Annotated in this window: 15 protein-coding genes; 1 reads left to right on the plus strand and 14 read right to left on the minus strand. The window is 70.2% G+C overall.

Translation table 11 applies throughout. From position 1 onward, the window contains the following. Positions 1–125: 125 nt before the first annotated feature. The 14 genes from virB11 to PSR1_RS00730 all read right to left on the minus strand — a co-directional run bounded on the left by virB11 (position 126) and on the right by PSR1_RS00730 (position 14,551). Complete coding sequence (gene virB11, locus PSR1_RS00665; protein ID WP_059435722.1) at positions 126–1,196, minus strand: P-type DNA transfer ATPase VirB11; 1,071 nt, start codon at positions 1,194–1,196, stop codon at positions 126–128. Next, positions 1,162–2,349, minus strand: coding sequence for a type IV secretion system protein VirB10 (gene virB10, locus PSR1_RS00670; RefSeq protein ID WP_059435723.1), 1,188 nt, complete (start codon positions 2,347–2,349; stop codon positions 1,162–1,164). The genes virB11 and virB10 overlap by 35 nt, the downstream gene beginning before the upstream one ends. Positions 2,350–2,351: 2 nt before the next feature. After that, positions 2,352–3,128 carry a TrbG/VirB9 family P-type conjugative transfer protein gene (locus tag PSR1_RS00675; protein WP_059435724.1) on the minus strand — a complete coding sequence of 259 codons (777 nt, stop codon included), beginning with the start codon at positions 3,126–3,128 and terminating at the stop codon, positions 2,352–2,354. A gap of 12 nt (positions 3,129–3,140) precedes the next feature. Then, a complete protein-coding gene (locus PSR1_RS00680) occupies positions 3,141–3,818 on the minus strand; it encodes a virB8 family protein (protein WP_059435725.1) in 678 nt (225 codons plus the stop codon). 184 nt (positions 3,819–4,002) lie between these two features. Then, a complete protein-coding gene (locus PSR1_RS00685; protein ID WP_059435726.1) occupies positions 4,003–4,878 on the minus strand; it encodes a type IV secretion system protein in 876 nt (291 codons plus the stop codon). Position 4,879: 1 nt separating this feature from the next. Then, positions 4,880–5,581: a P-type DNA transfer protein VirB5 gene (gene virB5, locus PSR1_RS00690; protein WP_059435727.1), complete on the minus strand. Its 702-nt coding sequence runs from the start codon at positions 5,579–5,581 to the stop codon at positions 4,880–4,882. After that, positions 5,578–6,939 (minus strand): DNA primase, encoded by a 1,362-nt coding sequence (gene dnaG, locus PSR1_RS00695; protein ID WP_059435728.1) that lies wholly within the window; start codon positions 6,937–6,939, stop codon positions 5,578–5,580. The genes virB5 and dnaG overlap by 4 nt, the downstream gene beginning before the upstream one ends. After that, positions 6,936–9,386 (minus strand): VirB4 family type IV secretion/conjugal transfer ATPase, encoded by a 2,451-nt coding sequence (locus PSR1_RS00700; RefSeq protein WP_059435729.1) that lies wholly within the window; start codon positions 9,384–9,386, stop codon positions 6,936–6,938. Before PSR1_RS00700 ends, dnaG begins: the two co-directional genes overlap by 4 nt. Next, entirely contained in the window at positions 9,374–9,724 is a 351-nt protein-coding gene (locus PSR1_RS00705; protein ID WP_059435730.1) for a type IV secretion system protein VirB3, read from the minus strand. The genes PSR1_RS00700 and PSR1_RS00705 overlap by 13 nt, the downstream gene beginning before the upstream one ends. A gap of 9 nt (positions 9,725–9,733) precedes the next feature. Continuing rightward, positions 9,734–10,009: a TrbC/VirB2 family protein gene (locus PSR1_RS00710; RefSeq protein WP_059435731.1), complete on the minus strand. Its 276-nt coding sequence runs from the start codon at positions 10,007–10,009 to the stop codon at positions 9,734–9,736. A 77-nt stretch (positions 10,010–10,086) separates the two neighbouring features. Further along, positions 10,087–10,737, minus strand: coding sequence for a lytic transglycosylase domain-containing protein (locus tag PSR1_RS00715; RefSeq protein ID WP_059435732.1), 651 nt, complete (start codon positions 10,735–10,737; stop codon positions 10,087–10,089). A gap of 476 nt (positions 10,738–11,213) precedes the next feature. Further along, entirely contained in the window at positions 11,214–11,717 is a 504-nt protein-coding gene (locus tag PSR1_RS00720) for a hypothetical protein (protein WP_059435733.1), read from the minus strand. Positions 11,718–11,731: 14 nt separating this feature from the next. Next, positions 11,732–13,633 (minus strand): serine/threonine protein kinase, encoded by a 1,902-nt coding sequence (locus PSR1_RS00725; protein WP_059435734.1) that lies wholly within the window; start codon positions 13,631–13,633, stop codon positions 11,732–11,734. Positions 13,634–13,639: 6 nt separating this feature from the next. Beyond that, positions 13,640–14,551 (minus strand): hypothetical protein, encoded by a 912-nt coding sequence (locus PSR1_RS00730; RefSeq protein WP_059435735.1) that lies wholly within the window; start codon positions 14,549–14,551, stop codon positions 13,640–13,642. Positions 14,552–15,004: 453 nt separating this feature from the next. Between PSR1_RS00730 and PSR1_RS00735 the strand changes: the two genes are divergently transcribed. Beyond that, positions 15,005–15,190, plus strand: coding sequence for a hypothetical protein (locus PSR1_RS00735; RefSeq protein ID WP_012632461.1), 186 nt, complete (start codon positions 15,005–15,007; stop codon positions 15,188–15,190). The last annotated feature ends 99 nt before the right edge of the window (positions 15,191–15,289 follow it).

Below are 15,289 nucleotides of genomic sequence, written 5' to 3' on the forward strand. Positions count from 1 at the left end.
GGAGCACCCGTCCGGGATACGTCTTGATCGCAAGGCACGCCTTACTATGCCAGCACTGCCAACCGAGCGCGTGCCCCCCGGGCCGTCTATTACGGGGCGTGCGTCCCGCACTGCGGGTGCGACCATTAGCGGCAGCTTGCCCTCGCGTGGAGCGGGTCGAAGTAGACCTCCGTGACGCGGCGCTCGGCCATGAAGAGGACGACGTCCAGGGTCGCGTGGAGGACGCGCCGGATTTCGCCCACTTCCAGGCCGCGCCCGGTCCCGCTGTTCTTGATCAGGCTCGCGATCCGGTCGAAGGCCTGCACTGCGCCGTTCGCATGGGTCGTCGTGACCGAGCCCGGGTGGCCCGTGTTCAGGCTCTGCACGTACTCCCACGCCTCGCTCCCCCGCAGCTCGGCGAGGAAGATGCGATCGGGCGAGAGCCGCATGCAGGCGGCGAGGCATGCCTCCGCGGTGACGCGGCCCGGGCCCTCACCGAACATCAGGTGGACGCGGTTCGGGTGGTTCGGCAGCGCCAGCTCATGGACGTCCTCGATGGTCACGATGCGCTCTGTCGCCGACACCTCGTCGATGAGCGAGCGTGCGAGGGTCGTCTTCCCGGAGCCGGTCCTGCCCGCGATGACGATGTTCCGCCGGGCCTGCACCACACATCGCAGGAACGCGGCGAAGCGACACTCGCGCTTGAGCGCCAGGAGCTCGACCTCGAGTGGATCCAGCCGGCCAGTGTCGCAGCGCTCCGACTCCCGGATCGCCTCCTCCGCGGACGGTCGGTGGAAGCTCACGTCGCGCGCGGCCTCGAACGTGCCCTCCTGCTCCAGCTCCGCCAGCGTCCGGACGGTGGGCAAGTGCTTCCGGATGGTGATCGGCGCCATGCCGTCGACGCAGGCGGGCGCGCGAACGAGCTGGCCGCGCTCGCCGTCGGGGAGGGTCACCGACGCGAGGCTCCGCACGGCAAGGCCGCTGTGGACCGCCATCGCCGTGACGAGCGAGTCCAGGTACTCGGCGGTAAGCTCCGGGGTCTCGTGGCGCGACCAGCCCGCGGGCGAGCGGATCCACAGCTCGCCGGGCCGGTTGACCGCTAGCTCTGTCACCTCGCGCCGCGCGAGGTATGGCTCGAGGGGGCGCAGGAGCTGCCGGAGTGCCGTGTCGCGCGCTGGCCTTCTACCGCCCGGTCCTGGCGACGCGCTCGAGCCCATAAACGCTCCGGAAGTCGAGGTCCCGTGCGACGAAGATCCCCACGCGCTCGCCCTGGTTCTTCACGAGGACGGGCGGGATGTTGATGGTCGGCTCCATCGAGCGCGCGATCACCTCCTTCCCGGCGTTCGCGGTGTTCCCGACGTTGATGTTCGTGCCCTGCCCCGGCCCGACCGCGCGGGCGGCAGCCGCGTCCGCGCCGTCCTCGATGACGCTGAGGAGGATGGCCGCGCCGAAACGGTCCCAGAAGCGCGTGTCCACGTGACCACCCAGCCCGGGCTCACCGAGCGGACCCGCGCCAGGCGAGTGAAGCTCGACGACGACGCCTGCCGGCGTCTCGACGCGCGTCCAGAGGACGAAGATGCGCGTGTCGCCCTGCTGCATGCCGCCCTGGTAGCGCCCGACGACGCGGGAGCCACGGTCGAGCAGCACTACCCGCCCGCTCGTCGAGTAGATGTCGCGCGTGAGATGGCACGACGTCATCCCGGCCACCGTCGAGACGATCTTCGTCTCGAGGACGCAGTCCAGCATCGCGCCCTGCGTGAGGAGGTGATCGCGGTCGGGAAGGACGCCCGCGGCGGCGGCCCTGAGCTCCGCCGCCTCAAGCTTCACCTCCAGGGCGCCCGGCTTCTTCGGCATGGCCGGCGCGCTTTCCGGTGCAACCAGCGAGTGGGGTGCGGCCGGCGAGGCTTGCTCCCGAGGACCGGTGCCGCCCTCGCCCGTTCCGAACCCGCGTGCCAGCCGGCGCTGGAGAAGCTCTGCTTCCGGGCTCGCGACGGGTGCGGCGGCGTCGCCCGCACCAGCAGCTGCCGGCGAAGGCGTGGGCGCGAACGGCTGCGGCGCCGGTGCGGCGCGCACCAGCGGCGGGACGTGGCGCTCCACCCGGTCGGTCGCCGCCGGGCTCTCACGCGCCCGCGCCTCGGCTGCCTTCCGCGCTGATCGGGCCTTGAGGACCAGCACCGACGCGAACCCTGCCGCGACGAGCCCGGTCACGACGAAGAAGATCCGTGCTCCGACTGGCCACTGCCGCCGGCCGCTGGCGAGGAGCGCCTTCCCGCGCCCCCCCTCGACGTCCGGCGCCGCCTCCTCGGCGCGCGCCCGCTCGCGCTCCCGCTTTTCGAGCTCCACCGCCGCATCGACGTCGGTTTCGGCCATGGCTACCTCCAGAGCACGCGGTTCACGTCGGGCGAAGCCGTCCGGCTCACGTTGCGTCGTCCCTCGGGGTCGTACGCGTCGTTCCAGATGGCGAGCGCGCGGGAGCCGAGCCGGAGCACCCAGCGGGCCGCGACCTTGTGGACCACCACGATCTCGTTCGACGTTCCCGTGCTGTGCCGGTTCACGATCGACTCGTTGCCGTCCAGGTCCACCATGTAGATGGCCGGGATGTCGCGCTGGCCGGGAAACCTGAAGTACGTGAACTCGCGGTCGTCCCACGTGTTCACCGGCGCGAGGTCGAGATCGCCGCTCATCGTGTAGTCGAGGTTCGGCTTCTCGCCGTTCCCCTTGAAGCCGTCCTCGACCGCGCTGCGCCGCGTGTCCTCGCGCCGCTTCCGAGCTTCGGTGTCGGGGTAGCGGAAGGCGATCTCGAATGTGGGCGCCGCCCCCGGCTCCGCGAGGAGCCGCAGGCTGAAGTGGTAGCTCCGCCGGTCCGTGACGATGGTCAGGTTCGAGTCGGCGTTCGTCGCGACGGCCTTGAGGAAGCAGTGGTTCGCCTTTGCGGCGAAGTCCCACGCCTTGCCGTCGCCGAAGGCGTGCGTCACGTAGCTCTCTCCGGGCTCGAGGACGATGTGCGTGACGATGCCGACCACCGCGTCGACGGGGACGACGGCGTCCGGGTCGTAGCTTACGTACCGGATCCGGCGGTCCGGCCCGCCTTCGGAAGCTGCGGCGGACACGGCGATGGCGAGAAGAAGAAGCACGGTCGGGGCGCGCATGAACGCTTCTCCTCACCTGCCGCCCACGATCTCGGGATCGACCCGGTAGCTCGTCACCTGGAAGCCGAGCGGGTTCACGAGCCGGTCCTGCTCGTGCATCGCACCGCCCACGTACCGGAAGGCGATGGTGGCGACGAGGCTCTCCTCCGCCTCGCTCGTCCCGTCGGCGTGCGCCGCGCGCGTCACGAACCGCACGATCGCCGTGTTGCGGGTGGTGCGGGGCGCGATTGAACGGACGTTCACCATGATCCGGACGCGGTTCGCGAGGACCTTGTCGCGCGCCATCGGCCCGTCGAAGAGCGCGGCGTACTCACGCTGGACGTCGCCGCTGCTCATGAGCGCGGTCGTGTCGTACGCGGACTGGAGAGTCTCGTAGTCGTAGCTCTCGCGGGCAAGAACGTACTTGTTGAGGAAATAGCGGTCGACCACCTCGCCGTAGCTCGCCTGCCCGTCCCGGAGCGTCGTCACGAGGTCCACCGCTCCGGTGGCGTTGTCGACCCGCAGCACGAACGCCTCGACCCGCTTCAGCGGGACCAGCGCCACCAGCGCAGCGAGCGCAGCCGCCACCAGCACGGCCGCGCCCGCCGCCACCCGCCACGCCGCCCTCCTCGAGCGCACGAGCTCCTCGAGGTAGTCGCGCTCGAGCCCCCTGCTCTCCTCGAGGTATTGCTCCAGGTCCCCCGCCCTCATCGCCACTCCACCTCGCCCTCGCGCCGCGGTGGCCGCTGCACACCGCTGGCCCGGTTCGCCCTAACGGCCGCATCAACCTCCGGCGGCCCCGTCCGGTTCACGGGGACTCGGTGGGACTCATCTGGCCGCTTTGGTTCGGGCGCCGTCGCGCAGGCGCAGGCCAGCGCGATGAACAGGAACGGTCTCATCGCGACCTCTCCAGGAGGAGGATGCGGTGCGCGTACCCGCCGCCAAGCCCGACCGCGAGGTGGTGCAGCTCCTTCAGGATCGCGACGGAGACGATCGTCAGGATGAGCGCGCCGCCGATGCCGTAGGCGACGTTCATGTTCCCGTCGAGGGCGACGCCCGACATGTAGTTCGCGAAGATCGCGAGCATGAAGGTGAAGACCGCCGCGAAGAGCACCACCACGAGTCCGTAGGTTGCGACCATCGCAATCCACCGATCGAAGAATCGCCTGGTTGCGTCGAAGAGGAGCGCCGCGATGAACAGCGGCCCAAGGCCGGCGAGGAGGGCCAGCATCACCTTCGCGACGAGGATGAGCGCACCCCCGACTCCGACCATGATGACGGTCGCGACCAGCATGAGGACCCCGAACGTGTAGAAGGCGATCCCCTGCTGCGTCATGAGTCCGCCCTTCTCGAAGGCGTCCTCCGCCTTCGAGAGGCCCTGGCCTGCAGCCCGGTCGATGAGCGCGGCCTGCCGGCTCCGGGTGTCGAGCGGATCGGCGCTGAACCGGACATCCGCCTCGCCTCCGGCGACCGCCGCAGCGAGGTCGTCCGGGACCGTGCGTATCAGCTCGGCCACGTCGCGCTGGTAGAGGCCCGCCCCGAGCGCCAGCGACACGATGAGCGCCGTGCGGATGACCTTCCCAAGGAACTCTCGCACCGGTTGCTCCACGGCGCCGCGCATGACGAGGACCCCCCAGACGATGAACCAGACCGTGAGGCCCGCTGCGAGCACGGGCGTGATGGCGACGATGACCCTCGAGGAGACGTCGCGCGCGAACGCGGTGCTGATGCGGTCGAGCTCGGCGAAGAGCGGCGTGAAGAGGCGAAACATGTTACCTCCGCGCGCCCGCCCCGGGATCTGCCGAGCAGCACGGGGGCATGCCGCGATTCGAGGCCGAGAGAATCCGTTGCGCAAGGTCGCTCTTCTGCTGCTCGACGAGCCGCTCCTCCGCGCGCTGGAGCATGGCGACGAGCTGGAGCTTCGTCGTCTCGTTCTGGACCGCGGCCTGTTCGACCGCGATGCGCGCCTGTATCTCCTGAACGCCTTTGGCGTCGTGCGTGAGGTTGATCTGATTCATGATCTGCTCGATCTGGGCGAAGCGCGCCCGAGCGCCCTCGAACGCGCGCAGGCCCACGGCCTTGTCGGTCATCGCGGTCGCCCGACTCCGGGCCACGATGCTCGACTGCGCGTCGGTTACCGATCCCGTAAGCCGCTCGCGATCCTGGACCGACCTGAGCGGCCCAGAGATCCCGGCGTAGCCGCCCGCGGATGCCGTGTCGTAGACGCGCGCCCAATCCGCCGGCAGGTAGCCGCGGAGCGCGGGGTTGTAGAGCACGGCGCCGAGGTTCCGGGTGCCGCTCACGGCCTGGTAGGCCGCCTGGAGCTGCGCGAGCTGGTCCCCGAGCACTTTCACGGACAGGACCATCTGGCCGAAGCTTGACGAGTCGAAGACGGGGATGCCCTGCGCGTGCGTCGCGGATGCGAAGGCGAGGCCTCCGGCGGTCACGAATGTTCGGAGGTGCTTGGGGGTCATGGATGGCTCCCTGGCCGCTCGGCGCGAGCCGCCCGCTGCAGCTCCTGCCGCAGCGGACCGATGTCAATGCCGAGACGGCGCGCCACGGCGCGCTCGAACGTCGCCCGCGGGAGGCCCTCCGGCGCCGCAAGCACGAACGGCATCACGGTGCGGAGCACCGCGAGCTTATGCTCGACCGGCGCCTGGACGCCGAAGCCATCCGCGTGCCGCTGGATGGCATCGTCGATGAGGAACTCGGTGAGCGGCTTCGTGGCGTCGAGGACTTCCTCCATACCGCGGCGGCCCGACCGCGCGACGAGCACGTCCGGATCGCTCTGGCCGTGACTCGAGATCGGGACCCTCGCCACCGTCGCAGTCAGGTTCGCCTGGAGGAGCACCCGCGCGGCCCGTGCTGCGGCGATGGCGCCCGCTTCGTCGCCGTCGAACAGGAGGACGAGCTCCTTGCAGCCGACGCCGACGAGCAGCTCGACCTGCTCCCGGGAGAGCGTCGTGCCGCAGGCGGCGACGGCGTAGGTGAAGCCCGCCTGGTGCAGCGCGATGACGTCGAAGTAGCCCTCGACCAGGAGCACTCTGCCGCTGTTTCGGATCACGTCTCGCGCCTGGCGTAGCCCGAACAGCACGCGGGACTTCTTGAAGAGCGGCGTCTCCGGGCCGTTGAGGTACTTCGCCTCCGAATCGGAGCCCAGCGCCCGGGCTCCGAATCCGATGGCGCGGCCCTGGATGTCTTCGATCGGGAGGACGACGCGATCGCGGAACCGGTCGTGGTACCGAAGACCTTTCGCCGACACCTCGCGCGAGGCGATCACTCCCGCCGCATGCTGGACCGCGTGCGCGATCTTCGCCGAGCCGAGCGCTCGCTCGAGGTCGTGCCAGTCCGGGAGTGCGAATCCGAGCCGGAACGCGCGCACGGCCTCGTCGGTCACCCTTCGCTCCGCGAGATACTCGCGCGCCTTCCCGCCCGCGCTGCCCCAGAGGTTCCGCTGCCAGTGTGTCGTCGCCGCTTCGCAGGCAGCGAGGAGCGCGACGTGCTCGTCGCGTTCCCGCCGCTCCTGCACAGTCGGCGACCGGTCGGGCGGGATGACGATGCCGAGCGACGCGGCCAGCTCGCGAACCACGGTCGGGAAGGCCTTCCCGTCCGCGCGCTGGAAGAACTGGAAGATGTCGCCGCTCGCGCCGCAGCCGTAGCAGACGAAGTGCTTGTCCTTCGGATAGACGCGGAAGCTCGCCTGCCGCTCCTCGTGGAACGGGCAGGAGCCCGCGTACGCGATGCCGCTCTTCCAGAGCTTCACCCGGGTGCCGATGAGAACGACGGGGTCGGCGAGCCGCTTCACCTCCTCGATGATGTCGGGCGAGATCATGGCGTTTCCTCCTCGAGCGGTCGGACGAGCACGCCGAGCCGCTCCCAGAACCGGGGCAACCACTTCTCCGGAGCCTCACCGCACTCCGCCGCGAGAGCCTCGACGAGCCGCGCTCGGTCCGGCGTGCCGGAGAGCACGGCGAGCGCCTCCGGCATGGCTGAGAGGTCGAGTTCCGCCACCGCCGAGCCGCCACCCTGCTTCACGAGGAACCGGCGGCTCTGCTCGGGGAGGCTCCGGACGAGCTCGTACTCGGGCTCGCTGAGCTTCAGGCCCTGGACGTAGTCCTCGCGCGTGGCGTTCGGGTTCCGGAGGAGCAGCAGCGTCGCGCACTGCTGGATGACCGACTTGCCCACGGGGCTCTGGAGCGCATCGTCCGGCTCCTGTGTGCACAGGATGAGGAACCCGTCCTGCTTCCGGATCGTCTTCCCCTTGTGTTTCGTGAGCTCGGCGAAGTCCTCGCCAGAGAGCGCGCGCCACCACTCGTCGAAGACGTAGATGAAGCGGCGGCCGTCGAGCATCGCCTCCGTGCGGTGGAGCAGGTACTTCATCATCGGCCCTCGCGCGTCGGTGCAGTCGAGGAGCTCGGTGATGTCGAAACCGTAGACGCGGTTCGTTCCGAGATCGAGCACGTCCTCGGCATTGTCGAACACCCAGCCGTACGGCCCACCGTCGCACCAGCGTCGGAGACGCGCCGCCACGCTCGGATGCCCTCCGTCCTCATTCACGGGATCGGGCAGACACTCGAGGAGGAGCGACAGCCGGCGATGCCTCCGGTCGATGAGCGTCATCACCGTGTCGACCGAGCGATCGATCCACACCTCGTCCTCGTGCGTCACCTCGCTCCCGTTGCCCGCCACGAGCGCCTTCACGAGCCCCCTCAGGAAGAGGAGGTTCACGCTCGTTGGCTCGAGCTGGAGCGGGTTCCAGCCGGTCGATTCACCGCTCTTGAGCGGCAGGTAGCGGCCGCCCATCGCGCGGATGGCGATTTCGAGGCCCCGGTCCTTGTCGAAGGCAACCACGGTGGGCCGGTACTTCTGGGCCTGCGCGAGGAGGAAGCCCAGAAGCACGGTCTTGCCCGCGCTCGACTGGCCGAGGATGAGCGTGTTCCCGAGGAGCCGCTCGCCCTCGGAATCCTCGCCAGCGGGCGACGCGTGGAAGTTGAAGTAGAGCGGCGTTCCGCTCGCGGTCCGGAGCACCGTGACCGCGGGGCCCCAGGGATTTCCGGCCGCCTTGCCGGTCATGAAGTTGTGGAACGGCGAAAAGCAGAGGAAGTTCTGCGAGGTGATCGCCATCGGCCGGGGCCTCCAGCGGAAGTTCCCCGGCAGCTGCGCCCAGAACCCCGCCTCGAGCGCGAGGTCCACCGGCTTCGCCACGATGCCGCGATCGAGGAGCTCTGAGCGCGCCCAGGCGAGGTGATCGCGCACCTCGTCCGCGCTCTCGCCAAAGGCGAGGAGGGTCGCGTGGTGCTCGCCCACGACGAACGCTCCCGACATGAGCTGGTCGAGCGCGCCGTCGATCTCGGCGACCTGGCTCTTCGCAACGTCCTTGGCGTCGAGGAGGCGCTGCTTGTGGCGTTCGAGGAACCCCTTCGCGCCGTGCTTCGAGAGCGCGGCGAAGCTCTGCGTAAGGACGAACTCGAACTCGGCGCGGAGGAGTCCGTCGAGGTCGCCCGGGGTCGTGCCCTTCCCGTCGTACTCGAGGATCTCGAGGATCCCGAATCGCCTGACACGATCCGCTAGCCGGAGCTCGCCGACCTCGCCGTGCCACCCGAAGAGCGGCCGGTTCGCGACGAGGTAATCGCCGAAGCGTTCGCGACAGACCGGCATCGGGAGGCGTTCGCCGTTCACGAGCAGCCCCAGCACCTCGAGCGGGGCCGAGAAGAGCCTCCCACTCCCGCCCTCGTACGTCGCGAGCAGCTCCGCGCCGTAGCGCCGGAGCGTCGCGCCGAGCCCCCGGTTGAGGTCGTTCAGCTTCGCGACGCCGTCTTGCTGTCGGCGGAGCTTCGCCGGGACGTCCTCCTTCTCTCGACGACCGAGCGCCTCCAGGACCTCGTCACCGACCGTCCGGAGGACCGGCGTGAGGTACAGCTCGTTCATCATGAACCTCGCGCCGGCGAGGCTCGCCGCGTAGGCGGCGTCGAGCCGCTGGCAGAAGTGCCCATCGAAGGCGCTCCGCGGGAAGGCACTCGCGCGGCTCCGGACGACGTGCGACCAGAAGGCCACGCCGGCCCCGGCTAGGCCGCGCCAGGCATTGTTCAGATCCGCCACCCACTCCGCCTGCTCGCCGGCGGACGCCGCCTCGTGCGCGCGGCCGGCAAGCTTCCACATCGAGAGGTACTCACCGTCACGCGTGGCGATGATCGTCGGCGTGACGTGGTGCGAGTACGGAACGAAGGCGGCGGCCGGCAACTCGGCCCGGCTCGCCCGCAGCAGGTTCACCCGGCCCATCGGCTGCTCCTTCCTTCCCAACTGCGGGAACGGCGGTCGGAGGTCGAGTAGGCCGAGGCGCCCCAGAGATCGCGCACGCCGCTGCGCGCGGCGAGGCGCACCCGGTTCGCGACCTTCGTCTGCTTCCAAAGCCAAAGGATCCGAAAGGCCCGATCGTCTGTGCGCGTCACCTGAGCCATGAGGAGCCAGCTCGGAACGAGGAGCGCGAGCCAGCCGAAGCCCAGCAACACGGTCGCGCTCGCTACGGTGATGACGAGCACGACCGCCGGGATGAGCGGCACGCCGGCGACGGTCGGGACCCGGGTTGCGCCCTTGAAGAGCGGGAATCGCGTGGCCACGGCGTGCCCTCAGGAGAGCAGCATGTTCACGAGCTGGCTCGCGGCGCCCACGATCAGGACACCGCCGCCCCACTGCGCGAGCGTCCGGAAGTGGATGATCCGCAGGCCCCAGAGGACGCCGAGCACGATGAGCGAGACCACCGCCACGATCGGCACGAACAGCATGAGCTCGGACTGGAAGTTCTGCAGGGTCGAGCGCGCCCGCGAGAGCCCCTGCGCCTGCGCGTTCGCTACCGAAGAGGCCAGCGCCACCGTGAACACGAACTGTGTGAAGCCCGCCTTCATAGAATTCTCCTTCGCCTCATGAACCAACCGTCCATTCGTTCGGCCACACGTCGCTCGCCGCGAGTTGGTCGCGTCCGTCATCGCGCCGTCTTCTCGCTCGAGCTCGCGTCGAAGACCTCCGCCGGCGCCATCGCGAACACCTCGTCTCGTGGCTGGGCATTGCCGATCCGCTGCCCGCGATCGACCGCTCCCGAGCGCCGGCCTGCGGGGCGCGGGGCGTCTCGACGCCGCGCTGCCTTCGTCTTCGCGCTGTCCGTCGCAATTGACTGCGGCGCCAGCGAGCTCGCAGCTCGCACCGAACTGACGTAGCCGTTCCTCACGCCGTGCGTGAAGTGGCCCGTGTTGTAGCAGGAGAGCGCTGCCGTCATAGCGCGCTCCATGTCGTCCCAGCGCTGCAGCGCGCGCTCGTAACATTCCTCCAGTAGGCGGCTCGCTGCGCGGAGGTTCGCGCACGGCTCGAACACGCTGGAGGTATCGAGCCCGAGCCGCGCCAGGTTCGCGCTGTTTACCTGCGCGAGCCCCGCATCGAAGCTGTAGCCGTGCGTCGCGAGCCAGCGGGCCATCGCCGCAGCGTCGTCCAGGTCGCGCGGTACGCGCACCAGCTCCACCGCGCCGTTGACCCTGAGCGCGATCGGGTTTCCGCCGGACTCGACCCGGACGATTGCGTCCAGGAGGTCCGCGTGGGCGACGATCCCGCAGGCAGCGATGAGCCCGCTCAGGCCCGTCATGAGCCGCTCCCGAGCCGGAGGTGGCCGTCGCGACGTCTGGCTTGGCGTACCATGCCGGCATGGTGGGCCATGCCTGCCGTTGTGTCAAGCGTGCCTCCCCTCTTCGCCCATCAGGGGAGCGGCGCAGCGCGTTCTCCGGCCTCCGGCAATAGGCTCCGTGGACTATTGGTCTGGCGTGGCGGTGATTCGTTTCAGCTCGCCAAGAACGCGCCGGCCTCACGTCGTGGCATTTCGGGCAGCCGCCGCCCGGGCCATAGGCAGCCACGTCCGCAAGCCTCTTCTCGAGCGCGGTAGCCGCCTTCTTAGCGATCTCGACCGGTTGCTCTGCGAGCTGCTCGCGTAGGGCCTCGATCTCGGCGATGAGGTGCCGGGCCGCCGCGCCCTCGAGTTGCTTTCCCTGGTAGAGGCGCTGCTTCCAGTGAGCCAGGTCGGCAGGGGTCAGACGGCGCACCGGTCTACTGTGCGCCGACTTTTCTTCAGCGCCGCTTCGGCCGCGGCGGGTACTGGTACTGCGGCGGGAGCTTGATCTTGTCGAGGCGGTCGCGGATGTCGCGAGCCTCCTCGGGCGTTTCCGCGTGGATCCCCTTGAAGCAGGCCTTGAGCCGCCCGACGTGCGCGAGCGTCGCGCCGATGATGAACATCGGCTCGCTAGCATGTACGTGCTCGGCGGCGCGCGTGATGATCTCGGCGACGGGGAGGCTGACGGTGATCGATACCCGCACCTCGGTCGGCTCGTCCCCGCGCTGAGGCATGTAGGGCCACGATGACGTGAGCGGCGGGGCAGGCTCGAGCGTCCAGCGGACCCCGAGGCGCGCGGCCTCGTGAATCACGGCCTCCTGCATGAGTTGCGTGCGCTCCATGCCGTTCAGCGCCTCGCACGCCTGCTCGAAGATGAGGTTCTCGAGTGGATGAAGCCGGAGTGTCTTCGTGCGGAAGGACTTCCGGTGCTCCTGGACAGGCTGGACTCGGGCCACTGGCATTCCCCTCTCCACCTTCACCGGAGCGCGGCCGGTGCGCTCACGTATACGACGAACGGCGTGCCAGCGGCGATCTCGTCATCGAGCAGACGGAGCCCTACGTGTTGTCCCTCGCCGACGGCGACGCCGCTGAACGTGAGGACGCGGTCGGACGTGCTGATCGTGTCGCACGAGAGCGGGACACGTCCGTCGGCCGGGGGCCTCGCCGAGCAGCTCACGGTGCTTCCCTTGGGCACCAGCACGACGCCGTTGGCCGCGACCTCCTCGGTCACGATCGCCTCCGTGCGGCCAGGGTTCGGCCCGGCGAGCGCGCGCAGGAGCTTCACTGCGACCAGGGTCCCGCGCGGCAACGTCGCGCGCGGGCTCCCTACCGTCGCGCGATCCGCGAAGTCGGCGGAGCTGGTCCGGACGGGCGAGCGCTCCCGACGGACGAGCGCCGACGGCGGCTTCGCCCGGTCGGCGGCCGCAACGCGACCGCCGCTGGCCGACCCCTTGGGCCGGACGATCGGCTCGGGCTCGGTGCGGACGTCGGGTCCGGCCACGGTTGCTGCAGGCGTCGACTCGGTCCGTGGGGCCCGAGGTCCATCGGGTTCGCTAGCGCCCGCCGGTTCGACGATCACCGGCGCGGAAGCCGCCACCGCCGGCGCGGCTGTCCGGAGGTCCTTGCGCGAGAGGAGCTTGACGGAGCCCGTTGCGAGGATCGCGACCGCGCCGGCGACCACGGCCACGCTCGCCACCGCTCGCCGGCGCCAAGTGCGCCGGCGCGGCTGTTCCGTGGCCGGGTCGGGCGCTGCCGTCATACCCTCGGCGCTGTTCGCGGCAGAGTTCGAAACGTCGTCCGCGACCGCCGCCGCGACGGACGCGTCAGGCGCCGCCGGGAGCAGGCCGAGGGATCCCAGCTCCAGGGCGCAGTCGCTCGGCGAGTACGTGATGCCTCTGGCCGTGAGGTACTCCCGGAGAGCGCGGGAGAACGCCGCTCCATCCTGGAATCGATCCGCGGGCCTGCGCGCGAGCGCCTTCGCGCAGATGCCGGCGAGCTCCCGCGGCAGGGCCGCGATAGCCGCCTCGACGTCCTCCGGGCTGCACTCCGCGATCTTCCGCATCGTGCCGATGTCCGTCCCGGCGTCGAAGACGCGGACGCCCGTGAGCATCTCGACCAGGACGACGCCGAGGCTGAACAGGTCGGAGCGGCCGTCGAGCTCCTCGCTCAGCGCCTGCTCCGGGCTGGCGTAGGCGAACGTGCCCCTGAACTGTCCGGTCCGCGTCCGCTCGCGCCCTTCCATGCGCGCGAGCGCCACGCCGAAGTCGAGGAGCTTCACGGCGCCGCTGCGCGCGACCATGACGTTCACCGCGGTGATGTCGCGGTGCACGATCCCGAGAGGCTTCCCGTCCTCGTCGGCGAGCGTGTGAGCGTGATGCAGCGCCTCGGCGACGCTCGCGCCGACGTGGCAGCAGAACGCCTCGGTGAGGCGCCGGCGCGCGCCGCGAGCGGCGCGCAGCGCGCCCCTCACCGTCAATCCGTCCACGTATTCGAGGACGAGGTAGTAGCGGTCCCCGACGAGCGCGAGGTCGTACGCCTCGGCGATATTGAGGTGGCGCAGCTTGCTCGCGAGCTGCGCCTCGTACACGAACGCCCGGCGCGTCGACTCGTCGACGTCGAGGCCGGTGAGGATGCACTTCAGCGCCACAGGCCGGGCGAAGCCGGCTGGGCCGAGGCGGCGCGCGAGGAACACCTCCGCCGTGCCGCCCGTGCCGAGCGAGCGCACGATCTCGTACCGCGTCGCCTCCGCCCCGAGCTCGAGGGTTTCTCCAGGCCGAGGGGCGCCACCGCCACGGGCGCCAATGCCCGAGGCGGCCGTGGCCGGATCTTCGCCGGAGCGGGACTGAAGCACGCCCGGCCTGTCGCCCGTGAAGGTCATGCGGCGTTAGAACTCGAGGCCGCCGACGGTGACCGCGCGGCGTTTCCCGCTTCCCTCGGAGACGGTGAGCTCGAACGGACCGCCCGTCGTGTCGCCCTCCGGGAGCCGGAGCGACACGACCCCGCTGCTCACCTTCTGGAAGTCGATCGTCCGCTCAGAGAGGTACTCGCGCTTGCTCGCGCCCTTGTTGACGATCACCGACCCGATCTCGACCGGGATCCTCCCGCGGTTCTCGACGGTGAACGAGAGGATCACCTCGCGCCCGAAGTAGCAGAGCTCGGTCACCTCCAGCACCACGTCGTCGTTCCGGGCGCGCGCGCCCTTTTTCGAGCAGTGGTGCGGCTCACTGAATGCACGCAGGAACCGGCCACTCACTTCCGACTCGATGCGGGCCGCGCTCTCCGCCTCGAGCTTCGCCTTCTCCGCTCGCACGTACTCGCTCTCGCCGGAGCGGTTCGGGTAGACGAGCACGACCCGGGTGTCGGCGGCCGACTTCCGCTCGACACGCTCCAGGTAAAGCATGAGCGTCGTGTGCTCGAGGCGGACGAGCACCGTCGTCACCGGCTCCTCGCCCGGCTTCGTTCGCCGCGCCGGCTCGCCGTTCGGCGAGATGGCGAGGTACCGGCCCTGGGCTACCGGCTCGACCCGGAATAGCGCGTCGCTGTCAGGGTTCTTGCCGTCGGTGCAGTCGCCGCACGAGGGCGCGCCGAGCATGTCCTCGGGGAACTCGACCGTGGTGAGGAGGTTCCGGGCTGTCCGTATGGCGATGGCCTTCCCGACCGTCTTCTCGTCGAGGACGATCTGGCGCACGCCCTTCACCGCAGCCTCCTGAGGCGCGCCCTTGGCGAGGGCGCGCGGGGCGCCGCTCAGAATGATGAGGGCGGCCGTGCACTGCACCAGCGTTGAGACGCGCGCCATGTCCGCGGACCTCCTCCGTTCGCCTCCGCGAGACGGATGTAACCACGGCATGGCTCATCGTGCCATGGCACAGGCGGCTCCGCAATCGCGTGGCGCGTGGCGCGTGGCGGGTGGCGAGGCGGCGACCCGCTCCGCGCGGCCTCGGCCCGGCTGGGGCCTGGGACTCCCGGAAGAGGGCGCTCGTGTCGCTCCGCTTCTGCCGGAGCGGCGTCGCCACTCCCGCTCCGAGTGGCCGCGCTCCGAACCGGCCGAAAGCCTGCGCGTCCTCCGCGCCCGCCCGCGCCACCTCGCATGAAGCCTCGGTGGCACGGCTCCTTCGGAGGGCTCCGCCGCGGCGCCGTGAAGCCTCGGACGCGCGATCGGTCGGCTCTCCGCGCTTCTGGACGCTGCCTCATCCGCCCCAACTCCGGGTGAGGGCGGCATGAGGCCGCGCCCACCACAGGGAGACGGAAGATGGCGAACACGACCTACACCGTGAAGAAGGCGAAGAAGCAGGGCGAGAAGACCTTCTACCAGGAGATCGGCAAGCTCCTCATCCGCGAGGGCGGGAAGAACGGGGTCCTCTTCCTCCACCACCTCGACGGGGAGTTCGCGGTGTTCCTCCAGGAGCCGCGCGACACCGAGTCGGCCGGCAAGTAGCCGCGGCAACGGCGGGGGCGCCTGTCGCCCCCGCCTTCCTTCGCTTCAGCGCTCGGTCGACGCGGCGAGCGGCACCCCGCCGCCCCGATCCGGCGCGGC

Source organism: Anaeromyxobacter sp. PSR-1, from assembly GCF_000964525.1.
GTDB lineage: Bacteria > Myxococcota > Myxococcia > Myxococcales > Anaeromyxobacteraceae > Anaeromyxobacter.

Bases quoted from the DNA above. Each gene is read 5' to 3' on its own strand.
- PSR1_RS00720 (WP_059435733.1), bottom strand. From the start codon at position 11,717: ATGCCAGTGGCCCGAGTCCAGCCTGTCCAGGAGCACCGGAAGTCCTTC.
- PSR1_RS00675 (WP_059435724.1), bottom strand. From the start codon at position 3,128: ATGCGCGCCCCGACCGTGCTTCTTCTTCTCGCCATCGCCGTGTCCGCC.
- virB10 (WP_059435723.1), bottom strand. From the start codon at position 2,349: ATGGCCGAAACCGACGTCGATGCGGCGGTGGAGCTCGAAAAGCGGGAG.
- PSR1_RS00730 (WP_059435735.1), bottom strand. From the start codon at position 14,551: ATGGCGCGCGTCTCAACGCTGGTGCAGTGCACGGCCGCCCTCATCATT.
- PSR1_RS00685 (WP_059435726.1), bottom strand. From the start codon at position 4,878: ATGTTTCGCCTCTTCACGCCGCTCTTCGCCGAGCTCGACCGCATCAGC.
- PSR1_RS00735 (WP_012632461.1), top strand. From the start codon at position 15,005: ATGGCGAACACGACCTACACCGTGAAGAAGGCGAAGAAGCAGGGCGAG.
- PSR1_RS00710 (WP_059435731.1), bottom strand. From the start codon at position 10,009: ATGAAGGCGGGCTTCACACAGTTCGTGTTCACGGTGGCGCTGGCCTCT.
- PSR1_RS00715 (WP_059435732.1), bottom strand. From the start codon at position 10,737: ATGACGGGCCTGAGCGGGCTCATCGCTGCCTGCGGGATCGTCGCCCAC.
- PSR1_RS00700 (WP_059435729.1), bottom strand. From the start codon at position 9,386: ATGGGCCGGGTGAACCTGCTGCGGGCGAGCCGGGCCGAGTTGCCGGCC.
- PSR1_RS00725 (WP_059435734.1), bottom strand. From the start codon at position 13,633: ATGACCTTCACGGGCGACAGGCCGGGCGTGCTTCAGTCCCGCTCCGGC.
- PSR1_RS00680 (WP_059435725.1), bottom strand. From the start codon at position 3,818: ATGAGGGCGGGGGACCTGGAGCAATACCTCGAGGAGAGCAGGGGGCTC.
- virB5 (WP_059435727.1), bottom strand. From the start codon at position 5,581: ATGACCCCCAAGCACCTCCGAACATTCGTGACCGCCGGAGGCCTCGCC.
- dnaG (WP_059435728.1), bottom strand. From the start codon at position 6,939: ATGATCTCGCCCGACATCATCGAGGAGGTGAAGCGGCTCGCCGACCCC.
- virB11 (WP_059435722.1), bottom strand. From the start codon at position 1,196: ATGGGCTCGAGCGCGTCGCCAGGACCGGGCGGTAGAAGGCCAGCGCGC.